This is a genomic window from Streptomyces tirandamycinicus (assembly GCF_003097515.1).
GTDB classification, from domain to species: Bacteria; Actinomycetota; Actinomycetes; order Streptomycetales; family Streptomycetaceae; genus Streptomyces; species Streptomyces tirandamycinicus.
On the sequence record NZ_CP029188.1, the window covers coordinates 5,764,240 to 5,785,071 of the forward strand.

Annotated in this window: 15 protein-coding genes and 1 pseudogene; 11 read left to right on the forward strand and 5 right to left on the reverse strand. The window is 74.6% G+C overall.

Features of this window, described 5'->3' with window-relative positions; translation table 11 throughout:
• Positions 1 to 102: 102 nt before the first annotated feature.
• From DDW44_RS25150 to DDW44_RS25180, 6 genes are all read left to right on the forward strand, one after another.
• Complete coding sequence (locus DDW44_RS25150) at positions 103 to 1,194, forward strand: MerR family transcriptional regulator (protein WP_244224109.1); 1,092 nt, start codon at positions 103 to 105, stop codon at positions 1,192 to 1,194.
• Positions 1,195 to 1,205: 11 nt separating this feature from the next.
• Positions 1,206 to 2,723 (forward strand): cryptochrome/photolyase family protein, encoded by a 1,518-nt coding sequence (locus DDW44_RS25155; protein WP_108907839.1) that lies wholly within the window; start codon positions 1,206 to 1,208, stop codon positions 2,721 to 2,723.
• A 477-nt stretch (positions 2,724 to 3,200) separates the two neighbouring features.
• A complete protein-coding gene (locus DDW44_RS25165) occupies positions 3,201 to 4,760 on the forward strand; it encodes a polyprenyl synthetase family protein (protein WP_108907841.1) in 1,560 nt (519 codons plus the stop codon).
• On the forward strand, positions 4,757 to 6,418 hold the full coding sequence (locus DDW44_RS25170) for a phytoene desaturase (RefSeq protein WP_108907842.1): 1,662 nt from the start codon (positions 4,757 to 4,759) through the stop codon (positions 6,416 to 6,418). Before DDW44_RS25165 ends, DDW44_RS25170 begins: the two co-directional genes overlap by 4 nt.
• Positions 6,415 to 7,473, forward strand: a complete 1,059-nt coding sequence (locus tag DDW44_RS25175; protein WP_108907843.1) for a phytoene/squalene synthase family protein — start codon at positions 6,415 to 6,417, stop codon at positions 7,471 to 7,473. The genes DDW44_RS25170 and DDW44_RS25175 overlap by 4 nt, the downstream gene beginning before the upstream one ends.
• On the forward strand, positions 7,470 to 8,510 hold the full coding sequence (locus DDW44_RS25180; RefSeq protein WP_017944616.1) for a Rieske (2Fe-2S) protein: 1,041 nt from the start codon (positions 7,470 to 7,472) through the stop codon (positions 8,508 to 8,510). Before DDW44_RS25175 ends, DDW44_RS25180 begins: the two co-directional genes overlap by 4 nt.
• A 293-nt stretch (positions 8,511 to 8,803) precedes the next feature.
• On the opposite strand, the gene DDW44_RS25185 is transcribed toward DDW44_RS25180, so the two are convergent.
• From DDW44_RS25185 to DDW44_RS25200, 4 genes are all read right to left on the reverse strand, one after another.
• Positions 8,804 to 10,492, reverse strand: a complete 1,689-nt coding sequence (locus DDW44_RS25185; RefSeq protein WP_108907844.1) for an FAD-dependent oxidoreductase — start codon at positions 10,490 to 10,492, stop codon at positions 8,804 to 8,806.
• A 77-nt stretch (positions 10,493 to 10,569) separates the two neighbouring features.
• Positions 10,570 to 11,295 (reverse strand): class I SAM-dependent methyltransferase, encoded by a 726-nt coding sequence (locus DDW44_RS25190; RefSeq protein WP_108907845.1) that lies wholly within the window; start codon positions 11,293 to 11,295, stop codon positions 10,570 to 10,572.
• A 103-nt stretch (positions 11,296 to 11,398) separates the two neighbouring features.
• A complete protein-coding gene (locus DDW44_RS25195; RefSeq protein ID WP_108907846.1) occupies positions 11,399 to 12,613 on the reverse strand; it encodes a lycopene cyclase family protein in 1,215 nt (404 codons plus the stop codon).
• A gap of 279 nt (positions 12,614 to 12,892) precedes the next feature.
• On the reverse strand, positions 12,893 to 13,534 hold the full coding sequence (locus DDW44_RS25200; RefSeq protein ID WP_026164772.1) for an RNA polymerase sigma factor: 642 nt from the start codon (positions 13,532 to 13,534) through the stop codon (positions 12,893 to 12,895).
• Positions 13,535 to 15,045: 1,511 nt separating this feature from the next.
• Between DDW44_RS25200 and DDW44_RS25210 the strand changes: the two genes are divergently transcribed.
• From DDW44_RS25210 to DDW44_RS25230, 5 genes and pseudogenes are all read left to right on the forward strand, one after another.
• Positions 15,046 to 16,293: a PP2C family protein-serine/threonine phosphatase gene (locus tag DDW44_RS25210; protein WP_017944611.1), complete on the forward strand. Its 1,248-nt coding sequence runs from the start codon at positions 15,046 to 15,048 to the stop codon at positions 16,291 to 16,293.
• Positions 16,290 to 18,083 carry a sensor histidine kinase gene (locus DDW44_RS25215; protein ID WP_108907848.1) on the forward strand — a complete coding sequence of 598 codons (1,794 nt, stop codon included), beginning with the start codon at positions 16,290 to 16,292 and terminating at the stop codon, positions 18,081 to 18,083. The genes DDW44_RS25210 and DDW44_RS25215 overlap by 4 nt, the downstream gene beginning before the upstream one ends.
• Entirely contained in the window at positions 18,080 to 18,517 is a 438-nt protein-coding gene (locus tag DDW44_RS25220) for a response regulator (RefSeq protein WP_017944609.1), read from the forward strand. The genes DDW44_RS25215 and DDW44_RS25220 overlap by 4 nt, the downstream gene beginning before the upstream one ends.
• A 348-nt stretch (positions 18,518 to 18,865) precedes the next feature.
• A pseudogene (locus DDW44_RS32980) lies at positions 18,866 to 19,342 on the forward strand (DUF6328 family protein); the annotation flags it as partial.
• A gap of 172 nt (positions 19,343 to 19,514) precedes the next feature.
• The gene (locus DDW44_RS25230) at positions 19,515 to 19,952 is read left to right on the forward strand and encodes an ATP-binding protein (RefSeq protein WP_212765627.1); all 438 of its coding nucleotides are present in this window, start codon (positions 19,515 to 19,517) and stop codon (positions 19,950 to 19,952) included.
• A gap of 110 nt (positions 19,953 to 20,062) precedes the next feature.
• On the opposite strand, the gene DDW44_RS25235 is transcribed toward DDW44_RS25230, so the two are convergent.
• Positions 20,063 to 20,437: an STAS domain-containing protein gene (locus tag DDW44_RS25235; protein WP_018888668.1), complete on the reverse strand. Its 375-nt coding sequence runs from the start codon at positions 20,435 to 20,437 to the stop codon at positions 20,063 to 20,065.
• Between the last annotated feature and the right edge of the window lie 395 nt (positions 20,438 to 20,832).

A 20,832-nucleotide genomic window follows, 5' to 3' on the forward strand; every position in this document is an offset into this window, starting at 1 on the left:
GGGCACGGCCGACGACGTCCGCGGAGCGACGACGCCCGTGGACCGACGACGCCCGTGGACGGGTGCGCCGGCGGGCGGTCCGCTCCGGCGCGGCGCCGTACCATGGATCAGGTGGAGGCCGACAGCCGCCCGGAGGGCCCGGCAGAGGACGGCGTGACCGCCGCGCTCAGCACCGGTGCGGTCGCCCGCAGGCTCGGCGTCGCGCCCACGACCCTCCGTTCCTGGGAGCGGCGCTACGCGATAGGCCCCGCCACCCGCGAGGACGGCAAGCACCGCCGCTGGACGCCCGACGACATCGCCCGGCTCGAGGAGATGTGCCGGCTCACCGCCCAGGGCGTCCCGCCCGCCGAGGCCGCGCGCGCGGCGATGAGCACTCCGACGGCGACGATGACGGCGTCGGCGACGGGGACGGGGACGACAGGCACCGCGACGGGGGCGACCGGCACGACGGCGGCGGCGACGGGCACTTCGCGCCGCGGACCGGGCGGGGCGACCGGGCAGCAGACCGCCTCCTCTCCGCGCGCCCCCGGCGGACCGAACGCCCTCCCCCTCGGAGACGTACGGCAGGAGTGCCGGGGGCTGGCTCGGGCCGCCGTCCGGCTCGACGCCCCCGCCGTCGACTCCCTGCTGGACGCCGCGCTGGCCGAGCACGGACTCGTCGCCGCCTGGGAGGAGGTCATCGCCCCCACCCTGCACGCCGTGGGCCGCAAATGGGCGACATCGGGTGAGCGTTACATCGAGGTCGAGCACCTGCTCTCCTGGCATGTCTCGTCGGCGTTGCGCCGGGTACGGCCCGCGGCGGAACGCGAACGCGCGGACATGCCGCCGGTGCTGCTCGCCTGCGTCCCCGGCGAGCAGCACAGCCTTCCCATCGAGGCCCTGTCCGCGGCGCTCGTCGAACGCGGAGTGCCCGCCCGGATGTTCGGACCGGCGCTGCCCGCGGACGCGCTCCACGAGGCTGTCCGCCGGCTCGGCCCCGCCGCCGTGGTGCTCTGGGCGCAGTCCCGGTCGACCGCCGACCGCTCGCTGGTGCGGATCGTCTCCGGCGTCCACTGGGGAGTGAAGGGCGCCCGGAAGCGCACCTCGCTCCTGCTCGCCGGGCCCGGCTGGGCGGGCGGCGCGTATCCGGGAACCCTGCGGCTGCACGGACTCGGTTCCGCGGTGGACGTCATCGTGGCCCTGTCCAGGGGCTGACAGGAGGGCAGATGTCCCGTCGCGCACCCCGTTCCCACCTGGTCTTCGGGGACCAGCTCGGCCCGCACTTCACCGAGCCGGGGCCCGACGGACCCGACGAGGACGCACCCGTCCTCATGATCGAGTCCCGCGCCGTGTTCCGCCGGAGGAGTTTCCACCGCGCCAAGGCCCATCTCGTGCTCTCGGCCATGCGCCACCGCGCCGCCGAACTCGGCGACCGGGTGCGGTACGTGAAGGCCGGCACGTACCGGGAAGGCCTGGCCGGTGCCACGGGCAGCACCCGGACCACGGTCTGCCACCCGACCTCCCACGCGGCCGCCCGCTTCGTCGCCGCCCTGCCGGACGCCGACGTCGTCCCCGCGCGCGGCTTCCTCGTGCCGCACGACGACTTCGCCGACTGGGCCGCGGAACGGCGGGGCCGGGCGCTGCGGCTGGAGGAGTTCTACCGCTGGGTGCGCCGTCGCCACGACCTGCTGATGGACGGCGGCGAACCGGCGGGCGGCCGCTGGAACTTCGACCGCGACAACCGCGAACCGCCGCCGCGGGGCCGGTCGACCCTCGGCGCGCCTCGGCCCTGGACGGCACGGGAGGACGAGATCGACGAAGAGGTACGGCACGACCTGGACGCCTGGGAGCGGGCGGGCGACGTCTCCTTCACCGGCCGCGACGGGCCCCGGCTCTTCCCCGCATCCCGCGCCGAGGCCCTGGCCGCCCTCGACCGCTTCGCCGAGCACCGGCTGGCCGGCTTCGGCAGGTACGAGGACGCCGTACTCGCCGACGACCCCTGGATGAGCCACAGCATGCTGTCCGCACCGCTCAACCTGGGGCTTCTCGATCCCGCCGAGTGCGTCGAGCGCGCCGAACGGGCCTGGCGGGCGGGCGGGGTGCCGGTGGCATCGGCCGAGGGGTTCGTCCGGCAGATCGCCGGCTGGCGCGAGTACGTCTGGCACCTCTACTGGCACTTCGGCGAGGACTACCGGCGCCGCAACGTGCTGCGCCACCGGCGGTCCCTGCCGGACTGGTTCGCGGACCTGGACGCGGACGCGGTCACCGCGCGCTGCCTGTCCACCGTGCTCGCCCAGGTCAGGGACACCGGATGGACCCACCACATCCCTCGGCTGATGATCCTCGGCAGCCGCGCCCTGCAGGACGGATGGGATCCGGCGCAGGTCACCGACTGGTTCCACCGCAACTTCGTCGACGGCTACGACTGGGTCATGCTGCCCAACGTCGTCGGGATGTCCCAGTACGCCGACGGCGGTCTGATGACCACCAAGCCGTACACCTCGGGCGGCGCCTACATCAACCGGATGAGCGACCTGTGCGGCGCCTGCGCCTACCGGCCCGCGGACCGCGTCGGCGACCGGGCCTGCCCGTACACCGCGGGCTACTGGGCCTTCCTCCACCGGCACCGGGAGCGGCTGTCCCGCAACCACCGCATGGCCCGGACCGTGGCCGGCCTCGACCGGCTCGCCGACCTCCCCGAGCTGCTGGAGCAGGAGCGCCGGCGCGGGCGGTCGGCGCCGTGAGCCGCGGCGGCCCGGGCCGCCGGGTTCCTGACGCGGCGTCGTAGGGAACCCGAGCCGTCCGCGGCCGCGGGAGCCCGCACTCTCGAGTGGCCAGACCCCAATCTCCGGTCCCGAGCCCGGAGTCTCCGGTCCCGAGCCCTGAGTCTCCGGTCCGGAGTCTCCGGTCCCGAGTCCGGGGTACTGGAGTACGGGCCCCCGGTGTGCGGCGTGCGGCCTGCGGCCTGAGGTGTGCGGTGTGCGGTGTGCGCACTGTGGCGTGTGGGGTGTGCCGCGCGCTGTGCCGCGTGCTGTGCGGCGGAATGAGGCAATCGGGCGGATGCGGGCGCCTTCCGCACGTCTGCCACGGCCGATCGCGCAGCGTCGTGGTCGACTGGACGGCGCCGGACACCACGCCGTACGCGGCGTCACAGCAGGCGCATCCGAACGCCGTTTCTCCGCGGAAGGACGAATGACGGCAGCCGACGACGCGGAGGACGCATGCAGCGAACCGGGGCACCCCCGCCCACCCCGACCGTGACGAAGTACGGTTCACCATGCTCCCTCTGCGAGGAGGTCGACGCCGACGTACCCGCGGCGGTGGGGTCCCAGCTGGAGGCCCTGCTGCAGGACCGGGTGGCGGACGCCGCCGCGCTCGACGGCGTCTTCGCCGCCGATGTGGCCGGGCCCCTCGCACGGTTCACCCTGGACGGGGGCAGGCGGATGCGCTCCCAGTTCCTGTGGTGGGCGATGCGGGCCTGCGGGGGAGCCGCGGCTGAGACATCCGCCGCGCTCCGCACGGCCGCGGCACTGGAGTTGATCCAGACCTGCGCACTCGTCCACGACGACGTGATGGACGGCTCGCCGCGCCGCCGGGGCGGGCCGTCGTTCCACGCCCGGCTGGCCGCCCGGTACCCCGGCGCCGCGTCGCCGGGCACCGGGGCGGCGCCGTTCGCCACCGCGGCGGCGGTCCTGGCCGGAGACCTCGCGCTCAGCTGGGCCGACGACATCGTCGCCGGTACGGACTTCGGCGACGCCGTGCGGCACCGCGTGCTGGCGGACTGGCGGGCCATGCGCACGGAGATGGTGGCGGGCCAGTACCTGGACCTCCACGGCCAGGCGACCGGTTCCCGTTCCGTGGCCCAGGCGATCCGCACCGCCTGCCTCAAGACGGCCCAGTACACGGTCGCCAGGCCGCTGTCGCTCGGCGCGGCGCTCGCGGGCGCCGACGCGCGGACGACGCGGGACCTGTGCGCGGCCGGCCGGTATGCCGGTACCGCCTTCCAGCTCCGCGACGACATCGAGGGCGTGTTCGGCGATCCACTCGTCACCGGCAAGCCGTCGGGCGACGACATACGCTCGGGGAAGCTCACCTACCTCGCCGCCGTCGCACGGGCCCGGGCCGAGTCACGGGGCGACCGTGCCGCACTGTCGGTCCTCGTAAGCTCGCTCGGAGACGTGGATCTGACGGAGGCCCGGCTGCACCGGGTGCGGGAGGTCCTCACGGACACCGGCGCCCTGGCGGTGGTGGAGGAACGTATCGGCCGACTGGTCGCGGCCGGGGAACGGCGGCTGTGCGCCGCGGCCCTGTCCCCGGTCGCGGCGCACCACCTGCGCACGCTTCTCGCCAGGGTGACGGCCCCCGCGGGTTCCCCGGCCCACGCGGCCTCCGCGGGGCCGGTAACCGCCGTGCCGGGCGGGCCCGGCCCGTTCGGCACCTCCGGCGCGCCGGAGCCCGCCGGTGCCCCGCCCGCGTCCCCCGCGACGTCCGTGCCCCGCACACCGTCCGTGCCCCGCACACCGTCCCTGTCCCCTGCAACGCCCGCGTCCCCCACCCCGTCCGCGTCCCCTGCGCCGTCCGAGTCAGGCGAGGCCCCGGTGCCCCCGGTGCCCCCGGTGCCCGCGGTGCCCGACGCCGCGGAGACCGCGAGGCCCGCGTCCGCTCCCGCCGCCGCGTCGCCCGCGCACACCGGGCATGTGACGCCCCGGCTCGCCCGTCCGCCGGGCGGGGCGCCCGGGCGGCGGCGGTCGGGCACCACCGTCGACGGGAGCCGCCGATGAGGACCGTCCAGGGCCGCACGGACCACGTCGTGGTGGTGGGGGCCGGGCTCGCCGGACTGTCGGCCGCTCTGCACCTCCTCGGCGCCGGACGCAGCGTCACCGTCGTGGAGCGCGACGTCCAGCCCGGTGGCCGGGCCGGGCGGATCGAGCGGGGCGGCTACCGGTTCGACACCGGCCCGACCGTCATCACCATGCCCGATCTCCTCGCCGACGCCTTCGCCGCGGTCGGCGACTCGATGGCGGACAGGCTGGAACTCCTCCCGCTGCATCCCGCCTACCGCGCGGTGTTCGCCGACGGCAGCGCACTGGACGTGCACACCGGCCCCGACGCCATGGAGGCCGAGGTCGCGCGCTTCGCCGGCGCCCGCGAGGCGCTCGGCTACCGGCGCCTGCGCCGCTGGCTGGAGAAGCTGTACCAGGCCCAGATCGGCCGCTTCATCGACGCCAACTTCGACTCGCCCCTGCAACTCCTCACCCCCGACCTCGCCCGGCTCGCCGCGCTCGGCGGCTTCGGCAGGCTCGACGCCCGGATCGGCGGCTTCCTCCGCGACGAACGGCTGCGCCGGGTCTTCTCGTTCCAGTCCCTCTACGCCGGCGTCGCCCCGTCCCGCGCCCTCGCCACCTACGCGGTCATCGCGTACATGGACACCGTCGCCGGAGTCCACTTCCCGAAGGGCGGTGTGCACGCCGTGCCGCGCGCCATGGCGGACGCGGCGGCCGACGCGGGAGCGGTCTTCCGCTACGGGCAGACCGTCACGGAGCTGGAACGCACCGGCGAACGCGTCACCGCCGTCGTCACCGACCAGGAGCGGCTGCCGTGCGACGCCGTGGTCCTCACCCCCGACCTGCCGGTGGCCTACCGGCTCCTCGGGCGCAGCCCGCGGCGGCCCCTCGCCCTACGCCACTCGCCGTCCGCGGTCGTCCTGCACGCCGGAACCGACCGGACCTGGCCCGGGCTCGCCCACCACACCATCTCGTTCGGCACCGCCTGGAAGAGCACCTTCCGCGAACTGACGCGCACCGGTGACCTGATGACGGACCCGTCCCTCCTCATCACCCGGCCCACCGCCACCGATCCCACTCTCGCTCCGCCCGGGCGGCACGTCCACTACGTACTGGCGCCCTGCCCCAACACCGACATCGGCCCCGACGCGGCGAGGTGGCAGGACCTGGCCCCCCGCTACCGGAAGAGCCTGCTCGCCGAACTCGACCGCCGCAAAATCCCCGGCATGGAAGCGGCCATCGAGGAGGAATGCCTGGTCACGCCCGCCGACTGGACCCGGCAGGGCCACGCTGCGGGCACCCCCTTCTCGGCGGCGCACACCTTCGCCCAGACCGGCCCGTTCCGCCCGCGCAACCTGGTCAACGGCACCGCGAACGCCGTCCTCGCGGGCTGCGGCACCACACCCGGAGTCGGCGTGCCCACCGTCCTGATCTCCGGGAAGCTCGCCGCCGCCCGCATCACCGGAGCACACCGGCCCGTCACCACCGGCCCGCACCGTCCGGCTCCGGCCGCGGCGGACCCGCGTGAGGGCTCCGCCGGGCACCCCCCGGCCGCCGCGAAGCCCCGTGACCTCTCGGGTGCGCCCCCGGCCGCGGCACCGCCCGGCACGGCCCGTCCCGACACCCTCCGCACCCCGAAAGGCGGAACCGCATGACGCGCCGGGAACTCGACGCCGCCGGGATCACCGAGCCCGGACTGCGCGCCGCCTACACCGAGTGCCGCCGGCTCAACGCCCGCCACGGCAGGACGTACTTCCTCGCCACCCGGCTGCTCCCCGTCGAACGGCGCCCCGCGGTCCACGCGCTGTACGGATTCGCCCGCTGGGCCGACGACATCGTCGACGACCTCGACAGCGACGCCACCCCCGCGGAACGCGCTTCGGCACTGCACCGGCTGTCGGAACGCCTGGACGCCGGGCTCCGCCTCGGCCGCAGCCCGGAACCCGTCGTCCACGCACTCGCGCACACCGCCAGCCGCTACCGCATCGAACACCGCCACTTCACCGACTTCCTGGCGTCCATGCGCAGCGACCTGGAGGTGACGGACTACGCCGACTACGTCGAGCTGCGCCGCTACATGCACGGTTCCGCCGCCGTCATCGGACTGCAGATGCTGCCCGTCCTCGGCACGGTCGTCCCCCGTGAGGAGGCCGCTCCGCACGCCGCCGCCCTCGGGGTCGCCTTCCAGCTGACCAACTTCCTGCGCGACGTGGGCGAGGACCTGGACCGCGGTCGCGTCTACCTCCCCGCCGATCTGCTCGCCGCGAACGGCGTGGACCGCGACCTGCTGCTCTGGAGCCGGGCCACGGGCCGGCGCGACCCCCGGATCACCGCCGCCCTGCAGGACGCCGCCCGCCTCACCCGCGGCGTGTACCGGCAGGCGGCGCCGGGGCTGCCGATGCTGGACCCGGTGTCCAGGCCGTGCATCCGCACCGCGTTCGTCCTGTACGGCGGCATCCTGAAGGCGATCGCCGACGACGGGTACGCCTGCCTGCACCGCCGCGCGGTCGTCCCACCGGTGCGCCGGGCCGCGGTCGCGCTGGACGGACTCGTCAGGGTGGCGGCCGCCCGGTTCGCCGCACCGCACCGCAGGGTGAAGGGCCGTGCGGAGGCGACCGTGGAGGGGCTGCCGGTCGTGGGGGACGGGAGGGCCGTACGAGGGAAGCCGGTCCCGAAGAACGGGAACACGGTGGAGGGGAGGGCCGTATGACGCTCCGCAACGGTTCCGGCGGCGGCCGGCGCCGCGGCCGCACACCCCTGCGGCTGCGCCGCTCCGCCACCGCCTGGGAACGCCAGAGCCCCACCTGGCGGGACGCCCGGCCCGCCCTCATCGACGGCGCACTCAAGCGCGCGCTCGCCCGCCCGTCGGGCAACTGGTACGTCCTCGGCGACTCCCGCGCGGTCCGGCCGGGCGCCCCGTTCGGCCGGACCGTCGCAGGGATCGAGGTGGTCGCCTGGCGGGACGAGGGGGGACGGCTCGTCGCGGGCCCCGGTGCCTGCCCGCATCTCGGCGCGCCCCTGCGCGACAGCCGCGTGCGCTGCGGAACGCTGATCTGCCACTGGCACGGACTGGCCCTGAACGGTGGGCCGTTCGCGGGGTGGGAGCCGTTCCCGGCCTACGACGACGGCGTGCTCGCATGGGTCCGCCTCGACGAGGCCGGAGGCGAGGAGCCCCTGGACCGCCCGGTCCTTCCGGAACGGCCGCGCCCGTCCTCGGCCGTGGCGTCCGTCTACACCGGCACCGGCGTCTGCGAGCCGGAGGACGTGGTGGCCAACCGGCTCGACCCCTGGCACGGCGCGTGGTTCCACCCGTACTCGTTCGTCGACCTCAGGGTGGTCGGCGCCCCCGGTACCGGCCCGGACGCGGAGGCGGCGGACGCCGACGACGCGTTCGCGGTGGAGGTGTCGTTCAAGGTCGCGGGCCGGGTCGTCGTGCCGGTCACCGCCGTCTTCACGGCGCCCGGGCCCCGTACCGTCGTCATGCACATCACCGAGGGCGAGGGGGAGGGCTCGGTCGTCGAGACCCATGCCACCCCGCTCGGGCCCGACCCGCTCGGCAGGCCGCGCACGGCGGTCGTCGAGGCGGTGGTCGCGGCATCCGACCGGCCGGGCTTCACCGCCGCCCGCGCCGCCGCGCCCGTGCTGCGCCCCCTGATGCGTGCCGCCGCGGCCCGTCTCTGGCGTGACGACCTGGCGTACGCGGAACGCCGCTGGCAGTTGCGCAGCACGGGGCGCTTCCCGGGCTGACCGCCCGAGGCGGGGCCCGGCGCCTCCACGGGGTCCCCGGCGTTCCGGGGATCGCCGCACGGGCCCGGGCCCTTGTCCCCTCCGGCAGGCGGGCAGGCAGACAGGCGGGCAGGCGCGTGCGGGCACGGTCGCCCGACCCGGTGGCGTGCCCGGCGATGCGCGGGCGACGGTCGCGCCTCGGGCAGGTGACGGGTTCCGGCCGCTGCCCGCGGCGGCGGCTCTGCGGCTCATCTCGTACCCGAGCCCGCCGGCGGGATCATCGCGTACCCGGGTTCCGTCCGCCCCGCGGCAGTTCAATCCCTTCCGAGCCTCGCCAGGGCCCGGAGCAGTGCCGAGCGGCCCCGGGGCGGGACCGTGCGGAGCGGATGGCCGCGGACGCCCCAGCGGGCCAGCAGAGCGTTGGCGGCCAGGAAGCCGCTGGTCGCGGCGCGTTCCATGAGGGCCACCGGAAGGTCCGTTCGGACCAGGTCGCCGGCCACCATCAGGACCGGGTCGGGGGTGCGCACCGACGGCCGTGACCCGTGGCCGCCCACGGGGAACAGCGGGCAGTCGTCCCGCCATTCGTGGCGCTCGTCGACCACCCCCGCGTCGCGCGTCTCCGGGTACACGCGATGCAGCTGCTCCAGCAGCCGGTCACGCACGGCCACCCGTCCGCCGTCGGTACGGGCGGCGTAGGCGTGCAGTTCCACCACGGAACCGCCCGTCCGCAGCGCCCAGCGGTGCGCCTCGCCCTCCCAGCGGTCCAGCACGCTGATGTTGTCCAGGTCGCCGTAGCCGCTGGTGCCGAGGAAGCCGGGCCGGTCCGGAGCCACCGGGCGGTCCAGCCAGAACCGGGACACCAGGAACGGCGGCGCGGTCCGCAGTCCCGCGACGCCCGCCCGCCAGGCCGGGTCACCGATCCCGGGGGACGCGGCGACCACCCGCTTGAGTCCCGCCGTGTCCAGGGCGAGCACCACGGCGTCATGGACTGCCGTACCGCCCGCGGCGGTCACGGCGAGTCCTCCGCCGGGCACGGGCTCGACCGAGTCGACCGGCGTCGCCGTGCGGATCGTGGCCCCGTGGCCCTGCAGGTACTCCGCCAGCGGCTCCCACAGCGCCTGCGGGAACGGCTCCCGGGGCACGTCGAACAGCAGCCCCTCGCTGGAGCCCAGGAAGTAGATGTGGAACATCAGCGCCAGTTCCGCCGCCGACAGCTCCCGCGGGTCGGCGAAGAAGCTGCGGGAGAAGACCTCGAAGGCGAGGTGCTGCGCGGCCTCGGGGAAACGGATCCGGGCGAGGAAGTCCGCCGCCCCGACCGTGTCCAGCCGCTCGTACACCCCGGGTACGCGTACGTCCAGCAGCGGCAGCGCCGCCGCGGGGTTCATCCGCAGGAGGTCGCGCCAGCCGAACGACGGGCTCAGCGCGACGAACCCCAGTGCACTGAGCGGCGGAGTCCGCGGCACGCGGGCGAAGCTGTCGAGCATGCCGTCGCGGTGCCGCAGCGGGTAGTCGGGCAGCGGGGTGAGCGAGTGCAGCCCCGGGTCGGTGCGCCGCAGCAGCTCGCGGAGGTTGTAGTACTGCCGGAAGAAGGCGTGGAAGCCGCGGCTCATGGTGGCGACGGAGCCGTCGGCCAGTTCCACGGGCCAGCCCGCGAGCCGGCCGCCCAGTCCGTACTCGCGTTCGTACAGCGTCACGCGCACGCCTCGCTCGGCCAGGGCGGTGGCCGCCGCGAGACCGGCGATACCGCCGCCGACGACACCGGCGTGCGGTGGGGGACCGTCCACCCGCGCGCGGCCCGGCCGGGCGGGCAGGACGCGCGAGTGCCGGTCCCGGCCGTCGAAGGCCTGCTCCTCGCGCCGGCCGCCCGTGCCGTGCGGGACCGTGCCATGGAGGCGTGTGTCACGGCGGCGTGTGTCACGGAGGCGCGTGTGATCTGCGCCAGTGTGGTCTGCGCCGGTGTGGTCTGCGCCCCTGCGGTACCGGCCGCGTCCGCCCGGGCTCATGCCTGCTCCTCCGTCACCCGGGCTCATGCCCGTTCCTCGGTCACCCGGGTTCATGCCCGCTCCTTCGCCGCCCCCGCTCATGCCCGCTCCTCCGCCGTCGGTACCCGCGCCACGAAGGTGTGGGTGATGCCCGTGTGCCAGCCGGGCAGCGGCAGGACCCGGACGTGCACGAACCCCGCCCGCTCCATGCGCCGTGCGAACTCCTCCGCCGTGTCGAACTCGACGACGCTGCGCCACAGATGCCCGTACAGCTCGCCGTCCCCCGAACGGCGGGCGACGGGCAGGACCAGCCCGCGGCACACCGCCGTCCAGACCGCGCGGTGGACCGGACGGCCGCTGAGCGTGTACTCGTGGACGGCGATGCGCCCGCCCGGGGCCAGCAGGCCGCGTACCCGGGCCAGCACCTCGTCGGGGTCGGAGACGTTGCGGAACAGATAGGCCGCGAAGACGGCGTCGAAGGGCCCCGTCACCCCGGCTTCGGCGAGCCCTTCGGCGGGGGAGTGGACGAACGAGACGCCCCGCGGCCAGGGTTTGCGCCGGGCCCGTTCCAGCATCCCCGCCGACGCGTCCACCGCCGTGACCTCCGCGCACGGGGCGGCCGAGAGCAGCGCGGCGGTCGACGCGCCCGTCCCGCAGCCGAGGTCCAGCAGCCGCGCCCCCAGCCCTCCGTCCGGCAGCCCGAGCCGCCGCGCGGACCGCCGCAGCTGCCGGTGGTATCCGGGATTGGCGGCGACCATCCGGTCGTAGGAGCGTGCGGCGCGGTCGAACGCCGCCGACAGATCGGCGTTGTGCAGCAGGGACATCAGCGGCTCCTCGGGCGACGGGGGTTGGGGCAGACGGAGACGGACAGGGGGGGCGGCGGGTGGAGACGGCGGGTGGAGACGGCGGGGTCTCAGGGGCGGGGTCTCAGAGGGCGTGGCGGTGATGCTCCTCGGGCAGCGGGGGACGGCGGGGGATCGACGGCAGTTCGAGTACGGTCCTGAGCATCGGCCCCACCGGCGTGCGGAATCCGATCAGCACGTCCTCCCACCAGCGGGTGCCGCCGTCCAGGAAGCGCAGCAGGCGGTGCGGGGGCACATCGCGGAACAGCCCGCTGAAGAAGGCGCCGCCGTCGATCCGCCCGGTGTCCAGGGCCCGCAGCAGCACCGCGTCCATCAGCCGGGCCCGCGGCGGATGCGGCCCCGCGACCAGCGGGGTGCGGCCCCGGGCCAGCGCGTCCGCGATGGCCCGGGTGTGGCGCTGCGCCGCGGCGAACGTATAGCCGGTCGAGGGCCGGGTGGCGCCTCCCGCCGCGCCGATGGGGAACACCGCCCGGCCCGTCCGGCGCGGGAATCGCGCGTCGGTCATCGGGATCACGCCCTGCTCGGCGGCGGTCACCCGGAACGGGCCGAGCCCCAGTACGTCACCGGTGTAGTGGCGCAGCGCCCGCTCGTACGCGGCGGTGCCGAGGACGGCCGGGGAGAACTCCGTGTACTCCACCAGCGCCTCCCGCGGGCCGAGCGGCAGTACATAGCCGAAGGACAGTCCCCGGGCTGGCTGCGGAGTGCGGAAGTCCATGAGGTCGGCGACGCCCGGGTCGAAGCACGGCCGCTCGGTACGCACGAACCAGCCCCGGAAGTGCTGGAGCAGCGTGGTCCGGGCGGGCCCCGGACGCCTCGGCCGGGAGTCGAACGCCCAGCGCGCCCGCAGCCCGAACTCCGCCCCGGCGCCGTCCCGTCCGCGTACCTCCGCGCCGCCGCCGGGCAGGTCGCGGACGCGGTCGACCACCGCCTCGTACCGCCGGCAGCCGGACCGGTGCAGCAGCGCGCCCGTGTGCTCCTCGAAGTGCGTGGAGAGGATCATCTTGTACCGGAGGGGAGCAGGGCGCGCGGTGACCGCCATGCCGTCGGGGGCGGTCACGCGCAACCGGTCCCAGCTCGCGGCGAGCAGGTCGTCGTACTCGCCGCCGGACTCCTCCCAGAAGCACCAGGTGCGCGCGGGCGGTCGCAGCGGCCCCGCGGGGGCGTCGACCAGCGCGACGGAGAGACCCCCGTCACGGCCGGGGGCCGGTCCGGTGATCCGGCGGGCGAGGGAGAGACCCGCCGCACCCGCACCGACGATGACGACGTCCACGTCGTGCACGGCGACCCTCCCGCGGCTGTGACGGCACGGCAACCGCCCTCCCCGGGCGGGGAAGGCCGGCTGCTCTCCCCGGGCGGGAAAGGCCGTGACGCCGATGCTTCCGCGAAAAGGGCCCGGGCGGATGCAGTGGCGCGCGCGTGTTGCCTGGCTCATCCCCCGCCTGTCCTCCCCCCGCCGGTCCTCCTACGTCAGTCCTCCTTCGCCGGTCTACCTCCGCCGGTCCACCTGCGCCGGTCCACCTGCGCCGGTCTACCTGCGCCGGTCTACCTGCGCCGGTCCTCACTCCTCCGTGGTGAGCGAGCGGCGGAGGGACAGCAGAGCGCGCCGCATATGGCTCTTGACCGTGCCGAGGGGCAGCCCCGTCCGTTCGGCGATCTGGGTCTGGGTCAGGTCGGCGTAGAACGCGAGCCGTATGACGTGCTGCTGGGCGGAGGGCAGGTCCTGCAGGGCGCGCAGCACCAGCACCCGGTCGACCGCCTGCTCGGGACCGGGGCCGGTGGCGGGCCCGGGCGCGGGGGAGAGGAACGCCCCGGCCGCGGCGACGAGTTCGGCGCGCCGGGTACGGGCGGCGAGGGCGTCCGCCACCTTGTGGCGGGTGATGCCGACCAGCCAGCCGGCGAGGCCGCCCCGACCGGGTCGGTAGCCCCGGCGTCCCCGCCAGGCGGCGAGGAAGACCTGCTGGGTCACGTCCTCCGCCTCGCGCTCGTCCCCCAGGGTGCGCCGGGCGAGGGTGTAGACGAGGGAGCCCCAGCGGCGGTAGGCGACCTCCAGCGAGCCCTCGTCGCCCGCGGCGAACCCGGCCGCCATGGAAACGTCGTCGAGGAGTTCGCCCGGTGCGCGGGCTTCCGGCGACGGGCGCGGACCGCCCGGGCCGGGCCCGGCGGGGGATCGGTGGGGCTGTGCGGATCGGACAAGGGCCATGATCTCGGCTCCTCGTGCCGGGCCAGGGGCCCGGCGCTGGTTCCGGACACGCCGCCCGCTCCGTACTACCGGGCCGGGCCTGCCGTGCCTGCGCGCTTGGTGCGCCGCAGCACGTTCAGGCTTGTCGCCGGGCTCCCGGCGGACAACTTGCACCGTTTCTGCGTCGTAATCCCGCGTTCCCGTGTTCCGGTCTTCCGGCGTCCCCCGCGGTTCCCGTTGCTCCCGGCGGTCGGCGGCCGGCGGTCGGCGGCCGGCCGCGGCCGGCTCCACCGTTGTCCACCGGAACGCGCACCGGCCGGGGGTGGCCCGTAATGGCGCGACCGCATCCGGTCGCCGCCCGCGGCGTGAACGAGGTGGTGGGACCCGTAAGGCCCCTCACTTCGAGCCCAGGACAGGACATGCCATGACAGGACCCTGCGAAGCATCCGCCGCGCCTGCGGGGAGTGCCGTCGCCGTACGTCCGCGGAGCGCCGTCGGCGCTCCCGCGTGGGGCGCTGCCGCCCCCGTGCCCGCGTGGAGCGGGGCCCGAAGTGCCGCGACCGCTTCCCGGACTCCTGCGTCCCGTGCGTGCGGTACGCGGTGAAGGAGCACCTGGATCCGGCGGACCTGGCCGAACTCGCTCTGGAGGGCAGGGCGGTCGACGAGGCGCCGCCGCGTGTGCGGGAGCACCTGTGCACATGCGGTGACTGCCGGGGCGAGCTCGACATGCTGCGCCGCCTCGTCGGGGCCGCGCGTTCGGCGACGCCGTCGGATCTGGTCGGGCCGCCGCCGCCCGGGGTGTGGGACCGCCTGGCGGCGCAGGCCCGGGTGGGGCGGCCGGGTCGGCCGGGTCGGAGGGGACGAGCAGGCCGGGCGGTACGGCTGGCCCGGCTGGCTCGCATGGCGTGGGTGGCGAGGGCCGTTCGGGCCGTTCGGGAACGGCGCGCCGGGAGGGCCTCCGCGACGGACGCGGACGAAGCGCCGGGGTCCGGCGGGCGGATCCGCCGCCGGGACCGCCTGACCGGCGCGGTCCTCCTCCTCGCCGGGCTCGCGGTGGCCGCGGCGCGGTGCGCCGCCCGGTACCGTCGCCGCCGCCGGTCGGTGAGAGAAGACCCACTCCGCCGTCGTGCATGACCCTCGCCCGCCGAGGCAATGCCCTGGCCGTACGGAGTGACCTCCGCCACCAACCTCCGCCACCATTCCGGAATACCCGCGTCCGGCCGCTGCACCCGGGGCCGCCGGGCCATCGGCCGCCTGAGCGCAGGCCGCAGGCGGTACCGGAGCTCCCGGAGCCGCGGCGGAGAGCCGGGCCGCGGGGGTGGCAGGCCGTCGGCCGGGAAGGGCGGTGCGAGCGTGAACGGACAAGATCCACACGCTTTTTGACCTGATCGGGGCGGTACGGTCGAACAGGAGCCGCGCGAGTGCAATTATTCGCGAACGGCAAGTATTCTGCATGCGCCCCACGGCCCGCGTGCGGCTCAGGGAAGGGGAGGTCGGCTGTGAGGAGTCCTGTCGGTGGGCGAGATCCGGAGGTGACGGGTCCGGGGGTCCTGGTCCCGCAGGTGCCTCTGGCCCGCGTGTCACCGGCCGATCTCGCGGCCGTCGGCGACTCCCGGGTGACGGTCCTGCTCGTCGAGGACGACGACGGGGACGCGCTGCTGGTGGAGGAGACCCTCCGGGACAGCGGCCTCGCGGTCCGGCTCACCCGCGCCCGCTCGCTGGCCGAGGCGCGCCGGGAGTTGAGCGGCGAGCACGGACCGCCCGCCGAGTGCGTCCTGCTCGACCTGCACCTCCCCGACGCGCAGGGACTGGACGTCGTCGGCCAGGTGCTGGCCGTGTCCCCCCGCGCGGCGGTCGTCGTGCTGACGGGGCTGGCCGAGGAGGGCGTGGGACTCTCCGCCGTCGCGGCCGGCGCTCAGGACTACCTCATCAAGGGCGTCTTCGAACCGACCGTGCTGGCCCGCTCCGTCAGGTACGCGGTGCAGCGCCGCCAGATCGAGCAGGCGGCGATGGCCCTGGAGGCCAGCCGGATGCGCGCCCAGGAGAACTCCCGGCTGGAACGGGGCCTGCTGCCCTCGCCGCTGCTGCACGGCGCCGGGGTGCAGGTCGTGTCCCGGTACGAGCCCAGCAGGTCGCTGGGCCTGCTGAGCGGGGACTTCTACGACGTCGTGGAGGCCCCGGACGGCACGGTGCACGCCGTCATCGGCGACGTCTCCGGCCACGGCCCGGACGAGGCCGCACTCGGCGTGTGCCTCCGCGTGGCCTGGCGCTCCTTCACCCTCGCCGGTGTCACGGGCACCGGCGTGTGCGAACTCATGCAGAAGGTGCTGGTGGCCGAGCGCACCGGGTCCGAGATCTTCGCCACGGTCACGACCGTCGAACTCCCGCCGGGCATGACCAAGGCCAAGGTCGTCCGCGCCGGGCACCCCCCGCTGCTGCTGCGGGACCCCGCGGGCGTGCGGCTCGTGGAGACCGCCGTCGGCCCGGCGCTCGGCCTGCTGCCCGACGGCCGCCGCCACTGGCGGGAGGACCACGTAGACCTGCCGGCCGCCGGCGGGCTGGCCCTGTTCACCGACGGACTCTTCGAAGGCCGGGTCAGCGCCGACGGGAAGCGGCTCGGCGAGGACGGCCTGCTCGCCCTCGCGCGACGCAACGCCGGCCGTTCCGCCGAGGAGTTCGTCACCGCCCTGATCGCGGAGACGCGCGCCCTCTCCGCCGACCACGGCGGCCACAGCGACGACGTCGCGCTTCTCCACCTCGAATGGAACGAGCAGAAGTGACCAGTCACGAAGACACGCGGACACCGCCCGGCGCGCCGCCCAAGCGCACCCGCCTCACCGTCCCCATATGGCTCGGTATCGTCCTGGCCGCCATCCTGGTCGTGGTGGCGGGCATCGCGGTGGTCGGCGCCCGGCTCCTCTCCCAGACGGCGGCCGAGTCCGACGACCTGGTCGACCGCATCCAGCCCGCCCAGGTGGACGCGTACCGGCTGCAGAAGGCGCTGGTCGACCAGCAGAACGGAGTGCGGGGCTTCGTCCTCAGCAGGGACGTCCGCTGGCTGGAGCCGTACACGCAGGGCCAGCGGGAGGAGGAGTCCGCCGAGAGGTCCCTGCGGCAGGAGCTGGCCGGCGAGACCGCGCTCCTCGAGGTGGTCTCCCGCACGACCGAGACGGCCGAGGCCTGGCGGAGCGGCCACGCCGCGCCGCTCGTCGAACGGGCCCGCCAGGGCACACTGCCGCCGAGCGCCGGGCCGGAACTCCAGAGCGCCAAGGCCGCCTTCGACCGGCTGCGCGAGCGGTTCGACGAACTGAACACCGTGCTCAGCGACGAACGGGCCGTTGCCAGGGCGGAGATGCACCGTACCCGCACCGGTCACAACTGGGCCCTGGCCGGCATGCTCGCCGCCTTCGTCGCGTTCGCCGCCGCGCTGGTGATCGTTCTCCAGCGGGCCGTCGGACGGCCGCTCGACCGTCTGCGCACGGCCGCCCGGCGGGTCGCCGACGGCGACTTCGAGCACCGCATCGAGCCGGCCGGTCCGGCCGAGACCCGGCACCTCGCCGCGGCCGTGGAGGCGATGCGGGTCCGCGTCCTCGACGCCCTGAGGGCCTCTCAGCAGCGCGAGGAACTCCTCGCCGCGCGAACGGCGGTCCTGGACGAGCAGGCGGTGGAACTGCGCCGGTCCAACGCCGAGCTGGAGCAGTTCGCCTATGTCGCCTCCCACGATCTGCAGGAGCCGCTGCGGAAGGTGGCCTCCTTCTGCCAGCTGCTGGAGAAGCGCTACGGCGACCAGCTCGACGAACGGGCCGGGCAGTACATCGGCTTCGCCGTGGACGGCGCGAAGCGCATGCAGGTACTGATCAACGACCTGCTGACCTACTCCCGGGTGGGCCGGCTCAACGACGCCCGGGACACCGTCTCCCTGGACGCCGCGCTGGACGGCGCACTGGCCAACCTCGGCTCGGCCGTGGAGGAGGCCGGAGCCGTCGTCGAGCGCCCCGGCGGTCCGCACGCCACCACCGGCGACCCGATGCTGCTGACGATGCTGTGGCAGAACCTGATCGGCAACGCCGTGAAGTTCCGGGCCCCCGGCCGTCCGCCGGTCATCCGTGTCACCGTCGACCGGGAGGGCGACGGCGAGACCTCCGTCTGGCACTACAAGGTCGAGGACAACGGCATCGGCATCCCCCAGGAGTTCGCGGAGAAGGTCTTCGTGATCTTCCAGCGGCTGCACAGCCGGGACGCCTACGGCGGTACCGGTATAGGCCTGGCGCTCTGCAAGAAGATCGTGGAGCATCACGGCGGCCACATCTGGATCGACACCGAGCAGTCGGAGGGGACACGGATCCACTTCACCGTGCCCGCCGTCTCCACCGGGGAAGACGCCGCGGGCGGGGAGTCCCCGGGCGGGGAAGCCCTGCGCCAGGAGTCTTCGGGCCACGAGTCTTCGAACCGGGAGTCTTCAGGCCACGAGTCTTCGAGCCGGGAGTCTTCGGGCGGGGAGCCCGGCTCCTCGGGAACCGGTCGGTCCACGGCCGGCGGCACGTCCCTCACCACAGGAGATCACGTATGAACGCCACCAAGCCCATCGAGGTGCTCCTCGTCGAGGACGATCCGGGCGACGAGCTGATGACGCGGGAGGCGTTCGCGGACAACAAGATCGGCAACAGCCTGCACGTGGTGCGCGACGGACAGGAGGCGCTGGACTTCCTCTACCGGCAGGGCGCCCACAAGGACGCCCCGCGCCCCGATCTGATCCTCCTCGACCTCAATCTGCCCAAGTACGACGGACGCCAGGTGCTGGAGCGCATCAAGGCGGACGAGGACCTCACCCACATCCCCGTGGTGGTGCTGACGACGTCCGCGGCGGAGGAGGACATCCTGCGCAGCTACCGGCTCCACGCCAGCGCCTACGTCACCAAGCCGGTGGACCTCGAGCAGTTCATCGCCGCGATCCGGAAGATCGACGACTTCTTCGTCACCGTGGTGCGGCTGCCCCGTCCCTGACGGGTCACCGCGCGGGCGGCGGGGTGGGACACCGTCGGAGCGTGCGGCGGAGGATTCCCGGGGCGCCAAGGATTCCCAGGCCGAACCGGGGGCAAACGGGTTGCTGGTCCATGTCACTCGAACGATGCGCGGGAGCGCGCATCGCGCCGTGAAGGAGCTCCCATGCAACCCGGCCCCGGAACCGACCAGGCAGACCGTACCGAAGACGGAGCGGCGCGGGAGACCCGCGCGAGCCGTACCGAAGGCAGACCCGAGGCGGACCGGGCCCGGGGCTGGCGGGAGACCGAACGCGCCCAAGGCGGAGGGGAGGCGAACGGCACCCGGGACGGGCGGGAGTCGCAGAAGGACGGCACCCGGGACGGGCGGGAGACGGAGAAGAAACGCGCCGACCGGCGCTGGCAGGAGCTCATCCAGGAAATACGCGTCACCCAGACCGGTGTCCAGATCCTCTTCGGCTTCCTCCTCACCGTGGCCTTCACGCCCCAGTTCCAGCGCCTGGGCCAGACCGACAAGACGATCTACCTCGTCACCGTCGTCCTGGGCGCCCTCGCGACCGGGGCGCTCATCGGGCCCGTCGCCCTGCACCGCATCGTCTCCGGACGCCGCATCAAACCGCAGGCCGTCGTCTGGGCGTCCCGGCTGACCTTCACCGGGCTCGTCCTGCTGCTCGCCACGCTCACCGCGGCGCTCTTCCTCATCCTGAGGGCGGCCACGCACGACGCGTTCGTCCCGTGGGTGGTCTCCGGCGTGCTGGCCTGGTACCTGCTGTGCTGGTTCGGGCTGCCCTTCTGGGCGCGCCACCGCCACACGTCCCAGGATGGCTGACACGGCCCGCCGTGGCGTCACCGGACCTCGCGTTCCGGACGTAACGGACCCGGTCCGCGCGTTCCGGACACCGGCGTGTCCATTTTCCGTCGGCCGGGAGGTGCCTTCGCGCGGATTCGGGGTAGGCGAGCGCCGACCCAGGGACGGCAGGGACGAACGGGACGACCAGTAGATGACTTCGAGTGTGATCGGAACGAGTCACGACGCGGCCTCGGCGTGGGCCGGAGAGGCGTGGGCCGGCGCGGTGTACGACGGCGGCCCCGGAAGTATCGCCGAGGCCCGCGGCTTCGCCACGGAGTTCCTGGTGGACAGGCACGGCTTCGACCCGGCGTCGGAGACCGTGGGTGCCGTCCGGCTGGTCGTGTCGGAGTTGGTGACCAACGCCTGCAAGTACGCCCACGGCCCCTGCGCCGTGGACATCGAGCGCATCCCCTCGGGCGTGGAGGTCACGGTCTGGGACAGCAGCACGGCCCTGCCGCTGGCTAGGGCCGCGGATCCGGGACGCGTGGGCCAGCACGGGCTGGAGATCGTCCTGGCGCTGTGCGAGGGCTTCACCGTGGAGCGCGAGCCGGTCGGCAAGCGCGTCACGGTACGCGTCTCCTGCGCCTGACCGGTGCCGAGCGGCCGGTGCCGAGTGGCCGAGGCTGACCGGACGGCCGGTGCCCGCCCTCGGCGCCGGCCGCGGCGGTGAGGCGCCCTGCGCGTCGGGGTGCGCGAAGATCAGGGACGGGGCACGGCGTCCAGGTCGTGCCTGACGTCCAGGACCTTGTCCGCTCCGGTGATCTCCAGCAGACGGCGTAGCTGCGGCTGCGGCTTCGCCACGCGCAGGTCCGCCTTCTGATGGACGCGCAGCAGCAGGTTCAGGAAGGCCGAGTCCCCGAACGTCACGCCGGAGACGTCGAGGATCACCGTGGAATGCTCGGCGGACGCCGATGCCAGCGCGTCGTCCAGCGGCGGCAGGCTGGTCATGTCCAGATCGCCGCGCGCGGCGATCACCCATGCGTCGCCGGCCGCGTACTGGGCGCCGACCGGGCCTTCTCCGTCCGGCCGGGCCTCGCGGTCGGTACGGGACTGGTCTTCGCTGCTCGCGTCCATGGTGGGGAGTATGCCCGTCCCCGCACCGCTCCGGTAGTCACGGGCCCGGTGTCCCGGGCGGTTCCGGCGTATCCGGTGGAACCGGGGCTGATCCATGTCGATCTGCGTCGATCTGCGTCGATCTGCTTCGATACGTGTCTATACGTGTCTATACGTGTCGATCCGGGCGGATCCATGCGTGCGTGAGGGTGAACGGGGGTCCGGCGTAAAGCCCTTCGGTGGCCGAGGTGATCCCGCACGTCCCGCCGCCGGGGCCACCGCCCGTTCCCTCGGGCCGAGCGGTCGGCGAATCGGTGAGGCGAATTGCACGGAACGGTCCGGCAATTCGTCCGGCAGTCGGCCCGGATATCGGTCGGGTGGTAATCGGCTGGGCAATCGGTCCGGCAATCGGCCAG

Bases quoted from the DNA above. Each gene is read 5' to 3' on its own strand.
- DDW44_RS25150 (WP_244224109.1), top strand. From the start codon at position 103: ATGGATCAGGTGGAGGCCGACAGCCGCCCGGAGGGCCCGGCAGAGGAC.
- DDW44_RS25155 (WP_108907839.1), top strand. From the start codon at position 1,206: ATGTCCCGTCGCGCACCCCGTTCCCACCTGGTCTTCGGGGACCAGCTC.
- DDW44_RS25165 (WP_108907841.1), top strand. From the start codon at position 3,201: ATGCAGCGAACCGGGGCACCCCCGCCCACCCCGACCGTGACGAAGTAC.
- DDW44_RS25170 (WP_108907842.1), top strand. From the start codon at position 4,757: ATGAGGACCGTCCAGGGCCGCACGGACCACGTCGTGGTGGTGGGGGCC.
- DDW44_RS25175 (WP_108907843.1), top strand. From the start codon at position 6,415: ATGACGCGCCGGGAACTCGACGCCGCCGGGATCACCGAGCCCGGACTG.
- DDW44_RS25180 (WP_017944616.1), top strand. From the start codon at position 7,470: ATGACGCTCCGCAACGGTTCCGGCGGCGGCCGGCGCCGCGGCCGCACA.
- DDW44_RS25185 (WP_108907844.1), bottom strand. From the start codon at position 10,492: ATGAGCCCGGGCGGACGCGGCCGGTACCGCAGGGGCGCAGACCACACC.
- DDW44_RS25190 (WP_108907845.1), bottom strand. From the start codon at position 11,295: ATGTCCCTGCTGCACAACGCCGATCTGTCGGCGGCGTTCGACCGCGCC.
- DDW44_RS25200 (WP_026164772.1), bottom strand. From the start codon at position 13,534: ATGGCCCTTGTCCGATCCGCACAGCCCCACCGATCCCCCGCCGGGCCC.
- DDW44_RS25220 (WP_017944609.1), top strand. From the start codon at position 18,080: ATGAACGCCACCAAGCCCATCGAGGTGCTCCTCGTCGAGGACGATCCG.
- DDW44_RS25230 (WP_212765627.1), top strand. From the start codon at position 19,515: ATGACTTCGAGTGTGATCGGAACGAGTCACGACGCGGCCTCGGCGTGG.
- DDW44_RS25235 (WP_018888668.1), bottom strand. From the start codon at position 20,437: ATGGACGCGAGCAGCGAAGACCAGTCCCGTACCGACCGCGAGGCCCGG.